Source organism: Hymenobacter sp., from assembly GCF_036388155.1.
Lineage (GTDB): Bacteria > Bacteroidota > Bacteroidia > Cytophagales > Hymenobacteraceae > Hymenobacter.
The window spans coordinates 61,941-75,507 of sequence record NZ_DASVSI010000175.1; the positions used below are offsets into that span (position 1 = coordinate 61,941).

Genomic DNA, 13,567 nt, shown 5'->3' on the forward strand with positions numbered 1-13,567 from the left:
AAGGGGATGGCGCTTGGGGAAGGTCAGTGAGTGAGGCGGTCGTACAGCCGGCGCAGGCCGTACTCCCACAGGAGCACGCCCAGCAGCGTGCCGGTGCTGTTCATGATGACGTCGTCAATATCGGGTACCCCAATGCGCCACACGTATTGGATTACCTCGATGCTTATGCTTAGGCCCACCCCGATGCCCAGCAATGCCCAGCGGTTGCGAAGGGGGCTCAGGGCTGCCACCAGCAGCGGCAGCGGCACAAACAAGGCGATGTTGCCAAAAATATTGGTCCAGTAGTTCACCGGCCCAATGGCCTCCATGTAATGACGCCGGCGAATGGTGGTAATGAGCGGCTTGAGGTTCACCAAGCCGGGTGACCAGTGCAGCCCCGCCCGCCGCCGGGCAAAAAAAACGATGTACAGCAGCAGGGCCACGTAGACCACCGCGGCCATCCACAGCGCCGCCCTGAAGGCCAGCTGAAAGCGTCGGTTTTCAATGATAGAAGAGGAGGGCGAATAGAGCATGGTAAGGCGGCGCGAAGCACAAGGCTCCGCACCAAAATGGCGGCAGCTAAGCCGCGGGTGAGCTAGCGGGAAGGCGTTGGTAAAGATTGAGGTAAGACCGAACCATGTATCCGGACTCGAAGCGGCGGCAATTGTCGAACCCCCGCTGGACAACGGCGGCTCGGGTGGCGGGGTCTTGCAGGCGCAGCAGCGCCGCCGCGAAGGCCGGCGCATCGGTGGGGTCGGCGTGCAGGGCGGCCCCGCCGCTCACTTCGGGCATGGGCTCCACGGTGCTGGCAATGACGGGCGCCCCGCAGGCCTGGGCCTCAATAACGGGCCAGCCAAAGCCTTCCGAATACGAAGGGAAAATGAAGGCTTCGCAGGCGCTGTACAGGGCCACCAGGGTGTCGTGGTCGGGCTTCACCACGGCCACCACCCGGTCGCTCAGGCCCAGGACTTCCGCTCGGTCCAGCAATTCTTTGCCGGGCGCTTCGCCGGCGTAGCAGATGTTGCCGGTCCACCGGTTGCCCAGCGCGTGCACCATGTCGAGCAGCAGGCCGCGGTTTTTGCGCGGGTGCCCGGAGCCCACGTGCAGCACAAACGGCACTTCGGAAGCCAAGCCCGCCCGCTGCAGCCGGGCCGTGCGCTCAGCCGCCGCCAGTGGCCTAAACTCGGCGTTGAAGGAGAGGGGAATGGTGCGCCAGTCGGTGCCCGCCGGGGGGCGGTTGCCGACCAGCTCCGTGAGCTGCCGAAACGTGAGGGCCGATACGGTGGCCAGGCGCTCGGCCCGGCTCAGGTGGTGGAATATCCACTGCTGCAGCTTGCGGCCGAAGCGCGACGGCGTGGCGTGCGCGTCGGCGTGCCCCAGCCCGCCGCGGATGGCAATGACGTCGTGGCAGGTAATGCTAGTGCGTTCGCGCTGGAGGTGGCCCAGGTAAGGCGCATTGGAATGGTCGCACACGTGGAAATGAACCTGCGGAGCCGCCAGCGCCTTGCGCCGCAGCCGCCAGCGCAACACCAGCGGAAACACCAGCCATTTGTCGATGTACCCCAGCCATTTGCGCAAGCCGGCTTCCGTAGACCCGCTGCCCGTGGCAAACACCGGTATGGGGCGCCACAGCTCGGTGCTCACGCCGGCCTTCTGAAAGCCAGCCTCCAGCATTTGCGCAAAACGCTCCATGCTTTCCTGGCCATCCAAGGGGTAGTTTCCGATGAGGATAACGTGCATAGTGGTAGCGTCGCGACTGATGAAAGGAGAGTTTTTGGTGAGAAGTCCGGATTCCATGCGAAAAGCCCGCTGCCTAAATTCTGAGCGGGAAGAGCTAAGGCAAGCTCGGTGTCTGTACCGCCCTTAAGTTGGGATAGGTACCTCGGCCTCCAGCGCGCCCAGCAAGCGGGCAGTGGCGGGGCCCACGGCGAAATATTCCTCGAAAGCAGCACGGGCCCGGCGGCCCATGGCCTGTTTCTCGGCGGCCGTCAGCCGGGCCCAGCGCGCCAGGAGGTCGCGCGTACCGGCGGCGGTGTCGTCGGCTACGAGGCCCGCCCCTGCGGCATCAATCTCCCGCCAAATGTTGATTTGCTTGGAGATGAGCACGGGTTTGCCACAGGCCAGGGCCTCCACCACGGCAATGCCGAAGTTCTCCTGATGGCTCGGCAGCACAAAAGCTTCTGCTCCATAAAAGGCGCCCCACTTGCTTGCCCCCGTCAGCATGCCAGCGAACGACACCGCGCCGGCCGGCGCGCCCGCGGCCTGGGCCTGCACCGCCCGGCCATACGGCGTATCGAGGCCGGGACCGGCTACCACCAGCGGCGCGCCAGTGGGGCCGGCCGCGCCCTCGGCGTAGGCCGCCACCAGCAGGTCGGTGCCTTTTTTCTCGTGAATGCGGCTCAGAAACAAGAGGTAAGGCTGTTCTGGCGCACCAGGCAGCGCGTCCTCAAATGCCGTGCGCATGGCCGGGACAAAAGTGGGCGGTTCTTCCACACCCAAGCCGACAACCAGCTCGCGCTGCGGGCGGTAGGGGCGGAAGGGCTCCCGTGCCAGCCGGCGCTCTTCCTCGCAGGTAAAGAGCACGCCCGTGGCCTCGTTCACCACCTGCCCTTCCACCAACTTCCAAAACACCCAGTTGCGGGCGGCTTTGAGCCGGCGGCCGGCAGCCCGCTGGAAGTAGGGGTCGAGCATGCCGTGGGGCATGACGAACAGTGGAGGCCGCGTTGGGCCGCAGCGGCGCCAGGCCCGGCGGGCGGCATAGGTGGTGTACTGCCAGAGGCCGTGCACAATCACCGCGTCGAAGCGGCGGAAGTTGGCCTCCAGCCACGGGCCCAGCTGCGAGCTGTAGCCCCACGGCGCCCGGCCAGGCCCCAGCGCATGCACTGGAAAGGGCGCCGCAACCACGTAGGGCGCAGTAGGCTGGTCGAGGCTGGCGACTTCGCTTTGCATGCCATAGCTCGCCAAGCCCGCAATCATGGTGCGCACGGCCTGGCAAACGCCGCCGGCCCGCGGGTCCATGTCGGGGGTGATGTGCAGAATGGTCATGCGAAGAGGGCGCGAAGGGCAACCGCGCAGGTAAAGGTGAAACTGGGGCGCTGACGAAGGCTTGCCAGGGAATGATGTTGTGGGCAGAGAACCAAAGGCATGGCGGGTAGCCGGACTAAGCCGCCAAAGCCTCGGGTGGAGCGGGCACGGTCTTGGGCGGCCGTAGAGCCGCTATCATGATGCCTCCCAGCAGGGAGCTGAAACCCAACGCAGTGGGCTGGGCCCATTGCCCCTGCGGCAACACGAGCAGCCCGAAGCTGACGAGCAGCCAGGGCAGCAGCTCGCCGGTGGCTAGTTGGCGGTAGCTGGCGAGGGCAATCTTGGCCATGAGCAGCAAGCGGATGACGATGGCAGTCAACCCCAGCAGCAGGCCCATCTCGCCGATGAGGCGCCCCCATTCTTCCTCCGAAACCAGAAAGCCCCGGTCGCCGGACAGCAGGTTGCTGGCCACGTTGGTGCCCATGCCAATGCCGAAGCCGAAGAAGGGCGCTTGGCTCGACTTGGTGCCCACGATTGCCTCGGCCATGCTGCCCAGGTAGCGGTCTACCAGGGTGCCTTTGGCGCCGCCCTCTACTTCACTGGCCATTTCGATGCGCGTGGTGAAGGCTTCCAGCGGGTCGGCCAGCAGGCTGGTTTGGCTGAGCACGGCCACCACCAGCACGCCGCCGAATATGGCCGAAAGCATGCGCGTGAGGTAACGCGGACGGCTCGACACGGCCAACATGGCAAAAAACAGCGTGATGATGACCTGAAACAGCAGCGTGCGCGAAATGGAAAAGGGAATGGACGCCAGGAGGCCCGCCGTGGCCGCCAGCAGCAGCAGGCGGGTTACGCTGCGGGGCGTCAGCCAGAAGTAGAACACGAAGCAGGACAACAAGCTGTAGAACATGGTGTTGCCGTTGGTGAAGGAGAAGGTGCCCGGCGGACGGAAAAAGCCCAGCGCCCCGCTAAACCCGGCCCCCTCCATGTCGCCCCCCACGCCGCGGTTCACCCAGGCCGACTGCGGGCTGTAGAACTGCAAGGCAATCAGAATGGTCATGGGGATGGAAATCCACAGCAAGACGCGGCCCAGCTGCTCCACGTCGGAGCGGTCGAACACGCGGCCAATGACGAACATGAGCGGGAAGTGAAGCAGCAGAATGCGCACCCCGTACACCGCCACGTACAGGTTGTGGTGGCCAAACAGCAAGGCCGTGAAAAAAGCAACAATGCCCACCACGGTCATCCCTGTAAGGAAGGGGTTGGCCGGCAGCAGGCCGTGCCGCCACGTGGCCAGCACCAGCCACAGGGCCAACGGGTCGCGGATGATAAGCAGCGGCGCGGCCAGGCCGGGCAGCACCCATTTGCGCAGCGCCCCCTCGAAAATCAGCAACAGGAAATACGCCCAGATGCCCCGCTTAAGCAGGCGCAGCGTCCCGGACGCGGCCAGGGGCAGCGCAGCCGTCGCCGGCCGGGCCGGAGCATGAGGAAAAGCAGGCGCTGAAGGTGTCATAGTCGGAATATAATAGCTGGCTTAGCCGTAAGCAGCAAGGTGTAAGGGTATGAACATTTTTCTGTTAGTCAGCTGCTTAATGCCAATCTTGTTACCTGGGTCTTGCTACTTGCTACTGGGGTCTTGTTACTCAACAAACTCATCGGGCCAGCGCCGCGGCTAGCTCTTGCCCGTAAGCGGCCCACGGGCGCCGGCGGGCGGCTTCCTGGGCAGCACGCCCCGCTTCGGCCACCGCCGCGGGCCGCAGCAGCAACTCGGCCAGCGCCACTTGCAGCGCTTCCGTACAACCGGCCTCCACCAGCCAGCCGCTGTCGCCGTGCTCGATGAGGTCGGGGCCGGCGGTGCGGTCCGTCGTTATCACGGGCGTGCCCTGCGACATGGCCTCGGTGATGACCAACCCAAATCCTTCGAACAGGGACGGGAAGGCCAGCACGTCGTGCGCCCGCATCAGGCGCAGCACGTCGGCGTGGGGCAGGCTCGGTATCCAACGGTGCCGCGCCAGGGCGGCGTCCAGGGCCGGGCAGTCGCCCCCGGCTTTATGGCCCACCACCGTCAGCTCCACGTGCGGGGCCAGGGCCGCTACCGCGGCAAATAAGTTGGCCACGCCTTTGCGCTGCGAAAGACTACCCACGAAAAGCACTTTCAACGGCCGCCCGGCGCCTGAAGCATACGTGCGGCTCTCGCCCACAGCCGGGAAGCCGTAGGGGATTACCTCAATCGGCGCTAAGGTGCCCGGGTAGTCCCGGAGCGTGTCGGCGGTGAAGCGGCTGGCCACAAAAATGCGGTCGGCCAGGCGCAGTTCTTCGTCTTTGCGGGCCAGCTTGGCTACTGAGTCGCCGAAGCCGATGAGCGTGGGGGTCCACTCGGGCCATTTAGTGCGTTCGGGTTCGAGCAGCCGGCGCGCGGCCTGCCAGTAGCCTATTGGCAGGTCGTAGTAGCAAGTCAGCCCCAGGGTCTTCGCGGCCCGAAAGGCATCGGCGGCGCCGTCCTCGTAGGCATATACGCCGCTGGCGCCCTGCCGGGCGGCGCGGGCCAGGCTGCCGGCCACGCGCCGGTCGAGGCTGTGGTACACGGCATCGATGGAGAAGGGCCCGGCTTCGGGGCGCACCAGGGCCGTCCAGCCGGTGCGGCCCGCCAGCAAGCGGCCGGCTTCGCGCCAAGGCCAGGTGTGGGTGAGGGAGGCAAGCTCGGGCTCGAAGCGCCGCCGCCGCAGCTCCGCCAGGGGCCCCGCCGCGCTCAACCGGTCGAGCAGCTGGCCGGGAAAGGTGGCAATGGCGGTATGGAACGCCGCCAACTGTCCTGCTTGGGCAAGCCCAGCGGCCGCGGCGCGCACGTTGGCGTTGCCGGTAGGATGCGAAAAGACGAGTTTTGCAGTCATGGCTCTACGGTTCGGGGCTTGATTCACCGCGGGGCTTGCGGCGATTCCGGGTGCTCGTGCGCTCCCGAGTTGGCCGCGGAGTACTGCGGCGAAAACACTGGGGCCTGCGCCGCAGGGGCGGCGCGGCGGGCGTCGTCGTCCAAGGACTGGCGCAGGCGCAGGCCGTGCGAAGCGCCCTGAACGAAAATTCTGGCGTAATGCCACGGCAGCCCCAGCACCCGGAGCGAGCGGTGCTTGGCCAGCAGCAGCGTGCCCCACACCAGCCCTGGCTGCACCCGCGAGCCGATGAGGAAGCTGCCCAACCCCAGCAACACCAGTTCGCGCCGCGACCGGTACTTGGCCGTCATCAAGGACTCGTTGTAGGTGCGCTTGCCCCAGGCCGCCGAAAACAGGTTGCTGCGGTCGTCGTACTCCGGCCGGGGCGAGGCGTAGTGCAGCACGTAGTGCTCGTTGTCGTACACCACGTGGTACCCTGCCCGGATGACGCGCTGGCAGATATCAACTTCCCAGCCTACTTCGGCGCCCTGGCTTTCGAGCGCAGGCTCGACTTGCATGGCCGGAAACGCGGCCCGCCGAAACGAGAAATTGCAGCCCTTGATGACGTCGACCTGCACCGGCGACACCACGGCCCCGCAGTGATGGTTGCCCTGGAGGGCGCCGTTCCATCGGAACCGGCCAACCACTTTGGCCAGGGGAGGGTTGTCGCAGTCGGGTTGATTGAGCTTCAGCCGGTCGCGGCCGCCGAAAGCGCCCAACTGAGCGTCGGCGGTGTAGGCTGCGGTCACGCGGCCGGCCCAGGTTTCGGGCAGCCACACGTCGTCGTCGAGCAGGCAGAGGACTTCGCCCGTGGCGAGGGCCAATCCCCGGTTGATGGCGTGCACTACGCTCGGCCGCTCGGCTTGCACCACCAGCAGGGCCGACTGCTTTGCCTGCCATTCCTTGGCCACGGCCAAACTCTCGGCATCGCCTGGGCCCACCACCACCACCACTTCCGCCACCGGCGTGTGCTGCCGGAAAACGGAATCGAGAACCCGGCGCAAGTCCTGGGTTCTACAATAAGTGGGAATGATGATGCTGATATTCATAACAAAACGTAACAGAAGCTGTCGCCAGCCCAAGCGACCAACAGCGGCCTTTAGCCGGCGGCCAGCTGCGGCTCGTGCTGCGCCCGCCGCATTTTAATGATGCCGTAAGTGAGCAACATCACCGTCTGAATGGTATTGACGAAGATGTTGAATATGATAATGCCTTTGAGGGTGGAAATGTCGAGCAAGAGCACGCCCACAGCCATGGCTAAAACGCTGACTGGAATAAAAATCAGCGGGTGCATGGCCCAGCCCCGCGCCGTGCACAGCCCAAACGAGGCCCCGTAAATCAAGCCAATGCTGGCGCCCGCCATATTGAGCACCATTTCGGTTTGCAGGCCGGCGTAGTTCTTGCCCAGCAGCCAGAGCAAGGGGTCGGCAAAGAGCCACGAGCCGCCCACAATCCCCAACCCCACCAGCACCATCAGAAACTGGAGCTGAAGGTAGCGCCGCAGCAGCAGCGGCGAGCCGTTGGGCAGCCGCGCAAATCGCGGCGTAACCAGCGTGCTCACTAAGACTCCCACCAAGTTCAGCACGGCCACCAAGCGGCCGAGGGCGCCCACTTCGGCCACGGCCGCCGTGGAGCCCACCAGCGAAATGAGCCAGATGGTAATTTGGCCTGCCAGGCAGTAGTAGATGGCGTCGGGCAGCAGCCGCTTGACAATGCCCATGATTTCGCGGCGCACCTCCGGGTCGACCGGCTGTTCCATATCGGCGTAGGGCAGCGAAATGGTGCGCATGCGGCGGGTGCCCCACAGTTGGGGCATCCCGGCCGCAAGAATGGCCACGAAAGCCCACGGAAAGGCAAACATGGTGAGGCACAGCATGGCCAGCCGCCCCACGTTCACGCCCACCTGCAGCTTCTGAATGGCCACCACGTCCTGGTGAAGCCGGGGCGCCACTTCGAGCAAGTTGCCGGACAGCACCGAGAAAAACGGCGGAATCAGGGACGCGACCAGCAGCCCCGCCATGGGCCAGCTGGCTCCGTGGTGCCGAAGCAAGTAGAGCAGAAAAGGCGCGGAAACCAATAGGCTGCCCACGGCAAACTTGTAGCGCAGCTCTAGGCCCGTGCGCAGCACGGACCCCAGCCGGACGGGGTCCTGCCACACCTTGCCGCCCTGCGACAGCACCCCATTGATGATGCCGCCGTCGGTCAAGATGAGCATCGTGCCCAGGATGGTATTGGTCAGCGTGTAGAGGGCATATTCCTGGGTGGGCAGCAGCCGAATAACCAGTATGCCGCACGCAAACCCGACGGCCTGGATGAGCACCTGAGCAGAGCCCGTGATGCCCGCCAACTTAAACCAGCTCAGGGTATTGGCAAAGTTTGGATGTGCGGATACGCGTTGGAAAACCCCTCTAGCCTGGTTCAACTGGTTGGATATCGGTATGAATGCAAACATAACACCGGGGCCAGTTGCGTAATAAATTGGAAAGCGGCGAGTCCATGGCAACTACACCCCTACCGAAGCCGGCTTTTTGCTCTTTTTGCCGGACTGCTGGCCGTAGCCGTAGCCGTAACCATAGCCATAGGTGTCTTTGCCGTCGGCATCGTTCAGCACAATCATGGCGTGCGGCAACAGGTTGTTGCGGTAGATGTTGTCGATGATGGCCAGGCGTTTCTTGTAGGTGAACTTGTGCCGCACCAGGTACAGCGACGAATCCACCAGGGAGCTCAGGCCCAGCGCGTCGGCCACCAGCCCCACCGGCGCCGTGTCGATGATGACGTGGTCAAAGCTCAGCCGCAGTTCAGCGATGAGATGCGCCAGCTTGGGCGACATCATCAGCTCGGCCGGGTTGGGGGGCAGCGGGCCCGAGCTGACGACCATCAGACCCGGCACCTTGTTGGACGTCTTCACGATGTCGTGCACCGACACGTCGTTCGACACCAGGTATTCCGTCAGGCCGGGGCCGGCCGACAGGTCCAGCTCCTGCGACAGCGCCGGCTGGCGCAGGTCCATCTCCACCACCACCACGCGCTCGCCGGCCAGCACCAAGCTCGCACCCAGGTTGATGCTGAAGAACGTTTTGCCTTCGCCGCTGACGCCCGAGGTAATGAGCAGCACCTTATTTTCGCGCCCGCCCGCCGCAAACGACAAGCTGGCCCGAATGAAGCGGAAGGTTTCGGCCGCCGCGCTGCGGTTATGCTTGGTCACGGTCACGGTGCCATCGGTGTTGTGCGCCAGTTCGCCCAGGATGGGGGTGCGGGTGAGCTGCTCCACGTCCTGCCGGGTCTGCACCTTGTCGTTGAACAGGTCGCGCAGGTAAATGCCGCCAAACGGCACCAGCAAGCCCGCCAGCAACGACATGAGGTACATCGTCGTCTTATTGGGGCTCACCGGGTAGGGCAATGCCGCCGCCGAGTCGATAACCCGCAGGTTGGAGATGTTGGACGCGAGCGTCATGCCGGCCTCTTCCCGCTTCTGCAGCAAGAACGCGTAGATGTTCTGCTTGATGGCTTGCTGCCGGTTGATTTCGCCAATCTCCCGCTCAATGACGGGCACGTTGCGAATGCGCGACGAGAACTGCCGCGAAGTGGCTTTCAGGTTGTTGCTCGTGATGACGAGGCTGTTCTTGATGTTGCGCAGGTTTTCCAGAATGTTGGCCCGCAGGTTGCCAATTTGTTCGTCCATGGTCACCACCAACATGTTGCCTGGCTCGGTGGTGCGCAGCATGCGCTCCCGCTCCAGCTGCAGCTCGTTGAACTTGCCAATCAGGCCCAGCAGGGTGGGGTCCTGGATGCCCAGCGAGCTGGGCACCAGCTTGGACTGGCCGCTGCCCTGCTTCAGGTAGCTCTCTATCGACTCCAGCACGTCAATCTGCGTGGCCCACTCGCTGAGCTGGCGGTTGTTTTCGCTGGCCTGGGCCACGTAGGTGTTGGCCTGAGTGGTCACGTCGGCCACTTCGTTTTGCTGCTTGTACTGCTCCACGTTCTTCTCCACCCCGGTCAGCTCGCTGGTGAGGGAAGCCAACCGGTCGTCCAGAAACCGAATGGTGCTGGTGGCCGTGCGGTTTTTATCTTCCAGCGCCTCCTTGTTGTAGTCCTCCATCAACTGGTTTATCACGGCGCGGCCGCGTTCCGGCAGGGCGTCTACCAGCCCCACGGCCAGCACATTGCCTTCCTTTTTCACCGGGGCCACCGTGAGTCCGCCCACAAACTGGTCCACCAGGTCGTGGGGGTTGCGGAAGTGAATAATTATCTTCTTTTGGTTCTCGTCGGAGGGCCGAAAGTTCACGTACCCCGGCATCGACACGATGGTGAACGTGCCGTAGGGGCGGCTGATTTGCTGCCCAAACTCGTATTTGGAAACCCGGCCCGTGTGCTCGCCCAAGTTGAACGAGTTGTTGCCCGCCAGCTGCACCGTCACGCTCTTGTCGTAAGCCGTCGAATCAAGCTTGTTGATAATCAGCTTGATGGGCAAGTTTTTCTCGTACATCTCCACGTCCTTGAAGCGCCCCTGAATGTAGTAGCTCGTATTCAGCGACAGTTCGTTGACCACGCGCAGCATCAGCGTTTTGGACTTGAAAAACTCGATTTCGTCGTCGATGCTTTTGCCCGGTGCCCCAATGCTCGAGGCCGAACTGCCTCCCAAGCCCGGCAAATCCGGGCTGGTTTTCTCGTTCTTAATGAGCGCCGTGCTGCTTACATAGAACTGTGGGATTGACAAATACCGCAGATACAGGAACGTGCTGCCCACGGCAATTGCCACGCCCAGCAAAAACCAATACCAATACCGCAAGTACCCCGCAAACAGCGCGTTAAGGCTCTTTGCGTTGGGCTGCTCCGCGTTCAGCGGAAACATTTCCGTTGCCATAGCTAAATAATGTTAAGGACTGGAAGCTCGATGAAAGTCTTATCGGAACACGACGCTGCTGGCCACAAAGAGCACCAGCGAAACAATAGAGAGGTAAATGGGCAAGTTGACGGAGCGCGTGCTCACCTGTAGCGCCTTGGCTTTGTCGGGCTCTACGTACACGATGTCGTTTTGCTGCAGGTAGAAGAAGGGCGAATTGAGCACTTCCTTCTTGTTCAGGTTGAGGCGCGTGGTGGTGCGTTTGTTGTTCTTTTCCCGAATGATGAGCACGTCGTCGCGCCGGCCGTACCCGGTCATGTCGCCGGCCAGGCCCAGGGCCTCCAGCACGTTAATCTTCTCCGTAGGGACCGTGAAGGTGGCCGGCCGGTTTACCTCGCCAATCACCGTGATGCGGAAATTCAGGTAGCGAATCGTGACCGTGGGCCCCTTCACCGACTTGCTCAGAATGGTGGTGATTTTCTCGGTGGCGTCCTCTCTCGTCAAGCCGCCCACCTTTATTTTGCCCGTCTGCGGGAAGTTCACTTCCCCGTTGGAGTCCACCAGGTAGCCCTCGGTGATGCGGTTGCTGGCCGCGGTGCCCGCGCCGCTCCCAGCCGTGGCCGGCAGTAGAATTCCGCTGTTGTACACCAGGTTAGATTCCGGATTGAGGCTGTTGACGACAATGCTCAGCAAATCGCCCGGCTCAATCTTGGGTTCTACGTTGTTCGTGATGGTCGTTTGGGTGGCGGTGTTGCCGCTCAAATCGCTGAAGTACGTGAGGTCTCGTCCGGCGCTGCACGAAGTGAGGAACAGCACCGCTGCAAGAAGAATTGAGTAGAAGGTTTTTGCGAAGAATGAAAAAGATTGTTGGGGGTAGTTTGAGGGCATGTTTATGGATGTTGGAATAGGTAAATAGGAAGTCGTATGATTACTCGCACCAGTCTAATAATTAGGCGAAATGTGCAAGCTTAAAGATATAAAGAATTTCTAATTAGAATGTGTTAATACCCACTCGTGGGCTCAGGTAGTGGGGACGGGCCCGTTGCCAGGTCTCTGCTTCGTTTCCACCCGCCAGCAACGCCAAAATGGCCCGCAAGCGCTACGGCTGCCGACCTGTTGGCAAAGCGCGTAGATGCCCGGCGCCAAGGTTTTTCCTCAGTGTCGGGCACTACTGTGGGTTGGAGTGACGGCCACTAAAAGGCATTGTGATGACCTTTGATGGTTTGAAATACCGTCATGGCCACAATCTTTACGTCGAGCCAGAGCGACCAGTTCTTGATGTACCAGATGTCGCTTTCCACGCGCTTCTCCATGGAGTTGATTTCCTTGGTTTCGCCGCGGTAGCCGCGCACCTGGGCCAAGCCCGTGATGCCGGGGGCCACAGTGTGGCGCTGCATAAAGTCGTTGAGCATTTGCGAATACTCCTCGGTGTGCTTCACCATATGGGGACGGGGGCCCACCACCGACATCTCGCCGCGCAGCACGTTGAAAAACTGTGGCAATTCGTCTAGGCTCGTCTTCCGCAGAAAAGCGCCCACCTTGGTAATGCGAGCGTCGCCTTTGGAGGCTTGCTTGTGGTCGGCTTCCTTATTAACGTGCATGCTACGCAGTTTGTAGCAGTAGAAGGGCTTGTTGTCTTTGCCGGTGCGCAGTTGCCTGAAAAGCACGGGGCCTTTACTTTCCGATTTGATGAGCAGAGCCAGCAGCGGCAAAAGCCAGCTTAAAATAAAGATTACAACCAATAACGCGAACACTGCATCAAACACCCGCTTCGTAGAAATCAGGCGACTTCCTGCTTTGTTGTTGCGTCCTTTGGACAGATGGACCGGGCGCTCAGTCGCTGGAAAAGTAAGATTGTATTCCATTGCTAAAGGCGGGTGTGAGTGGAAGGGAATATTAGTGGGAGTGGGAAAGGGGTAGGGTGGATGTACTGCCTATATTATGGAGTCGCTTTTCGAAAGGAGACCATATGACGCTAAGCATAGCCTGGAATAGGTGCAGGAATGGTTTAGTCATATTTTATGAATTTTGTTCAAATCTTTAATTAAAAAGTTTATTTTACTGTAAATCTACGCAACAGTTGCTCTTTATCAAGTTAAATTTTGACTTTACCATTTATTTTATAGTTAAAAATAGTGTTTTCACTGTGCACCGGTTGTGCTAAAGCCAGAACCCTAAATTTATAAATTTTCCTAGGGCACCCTGAACCATTGACTGGTATTTTGCAAACGGTTTTGTTGCTATCAATGTGTTAGTATTCAATGTATTGAGTCATCTGCTTTATGTCAAGACACCAAACGTATAACCAGCCTTCTGCAATCGGTGTAGAAACGCTCTTTTATCACGATAAAATGCGCTATATACAGACTGTTAATTATGTAAATCGGAGAAATTGCAACTAAAAAGATTTATTGTCTTTACCGGTAATTTCATATACTCAATGCTAAGCTAATAAGCTCAGCGCTAATCTAATAAGCTCAGCTGCTCACTTAATTCGATATACTTTTTAGCTTATCTGGTTCCAAAACACCACAATACGTGCGTTCGTTGGGGTAGAGAACAGCATAACTTCTCCATTTTATGTAATTGGTGAGGGCTTCTGCTATTGGTAAGAGAACGGAACAATGCTTAGTGGTTCGCTGCCTTTCACACTGAGGCACAAAGGTCCCCGGCAGCCTCGCGCTTAGAACTGCCACACAACAAAGGCTACAGGCGAAAGCAACAACTTGGGCTGCCTGGCTCCTCAGTCTGGAAGGTGCTGAATGACAGATGAGTCCTGACCAAAAAGAACGGC

Annotated in this window: 10 protein-coding genes; all 10 read right to left on the reverse strand. The window is 60.9% G+C overall.

What is annotated here, in order from left to right; translation table 11 throughout:
- Positions 1-23: 23 nt before the first annotated feature.
- Positions 24-512 carry a VanZ family protein gene (locus VF629_RS24615; RefSeq protein ID WP_331061169.1) on the reverse strand — a complete coding sequence of 163 codons (489 nt, stop codon included), beginning with the start codon at positions 510-512 and terminating at the stop codon, positions 24-26.
- A 46-nt stretch (positions 513-558) separates the two neighbouring features.
- Entirely contained in the window at positions 559-1,776 is a 1,218-nt protein-coding gene (locus tag VF629_RS24620; RefSeq protein WP_331061170.1) for a glycosyltransferase family 1 protein, read from the reverse strand.
- Positions 1,777-1,842: 66 nt separating this feature from the next.
- On the reverse strand, positions 1,843-3,024 hold the full coding sequence (locus tag VF629_RS24625; RefSeq protein ID WP_331061171.1) for a glycosyltransferase: 1,182 nt from the start codon (positions 3,022-3,024) through the stop codon (positions 1,843-1,845).
- A gap of 115 nt (positions 3,025-3,139) precedes the next feature.
- A complete protein-coding gene (locus VF629_RS24630) occupies positions 3,140-4,516 on the reverse strand; it encodes a hypothetical protein (protein WP_331061172.1) in 1,377 nt (458 codons plus the stop codon).
- Positions 4,517-4,655: 139 nt separating this feature from the next.
- A complete protein-coding gene (locus VF629_RS24635) occupies positions 4,656-5,894 on the reverse strand; it encodes a glycosyltransferase family 4 protein (protein WP_331061173.1) in 1,239 nt (412 codons plus the stop codon).
- Between the two features lie 23 nt (positions 5,895-5,917).
- Complete coding sequence (locus VF629_RS24640; protein WP_331061174.1) at positions 5,918-6,979, reverse strand: glycosyltransferase family 2 protein; 1,062 nt, start codon at positions 6,977-6,979, stop codon at positions 5,918-5,920.
- Between the two features lie 50 nt (positions 6,980-7,029).
- Entirely contained in the window at positions 7,030-8,352 is a 1,323-nt protein-coding gene (locus VF629_RS24645) for a polysaccharide biosynthesis protein (protein WP_331061175.1), read from the reverse strand.
- 81 nt (positions 8,353-8,433) lie between these two features.
- The gene (locus tag VF629_RS24650; RefSeq protein WP_331061176.1) at positions 8,434-10,794 is read right to left on the reverse strand and encodes a GumC family protein; all 2,361 of its coding nucleotides are present in this window, start codon (positions 10,792-10,794) and stop codon (positions 8,434-8,436) included.
- A gap of 39 nt (positions 10,795-10,833) precedes the next feature.
- On the reverse strand, positions 10,834-11,589 hold the full coding sequence (locus tag VF629_RS24655) for a polysaccharide biosynthesis/export family protein (RefSeq protein WP_331061177.1): 756 nt from the start codon (positions 11,587-11,589) through the stop codon (positions 10,834-10,836).
- Between the two features lie 377 nt (positions 11,590-11,966).
- On the reverse strand, positions 11,967-12,638 hold the full coding sequence (locus VF629_RS24660) for an exopolysaccharide biosynthesis polyprenyl glycosylphosphotransferase (protein WP_331061178.1): 672 nt from the start codon (positions 12,636-12,638) through the stop codon (positions 11,967-11,969).
- Between the last annotated feature and the right edge of the window lie 929 nt (positions 12,639-13,567).

What these genes read in the sequence shown, in the direction of transcription:
- VF629_RS24615 (WP_331061169.1), bottom strand. Translation starts at nt 512, where the DNA reads ATGCTCTATTCGCCCTCCTCTTCTATCATTGAAAACCGACGCTTTCAG.
- VF629_RS24620 (WP_331061170.1), bottom strand. Translation starts at nt 1,776, where the DNA reads ATGGAATCCGGACTTCTCACCAAAAACTCTCCTTTCATCAGTCGCGAC.
- VF629_RS24625 (WP_331061171.1), bottom strand. Translation starts at nt 3,024, where the DNA reads ATGACCATTCTGCACATCACCCCCGACATGGACCCGCGGGCCGGCGGC.
- VF629_RS24630 (WP_331061172.1), bottom strand. Translation starts at nt 4,516, where the DNA reads ATGACACCTTCAGCGCCTGCTTTTCCTCATGCTCCGGCCCGGCCGGCG.
- VF629_RS24635 (WP_331061173.1), bottom strand. Translation starts at nt 5,894, where the DNA reads ATGACTGCAAAACTCGTCTTTTCGCATCCTACCGGCAACGCCAACGTG.
- VF629_RS24640 (WP_331061174.1), bottom strand. Translation starts at nt 6,979, where the DNA reads ATGAATATCAGCATCATCATTCCCACTTATTGTAGAACCCAGGACTTG.
- VF629_RS24650 (WP_331061176.1), bottom strand. Translation starts at nt 10,794, where the DNA reads ATGGCAACGGAAATGTTTCCGCTGAACGCGGAGCAGCCCAACGCAAAG.
- VF629_RS24660 (WP_331061178.1), bottom strand. Translation starts at nt 12,638, where the DNA reads ATGGAATACAATCTTACTTTTCCAGCGACTGAGCGCCCGGTCCATCTG.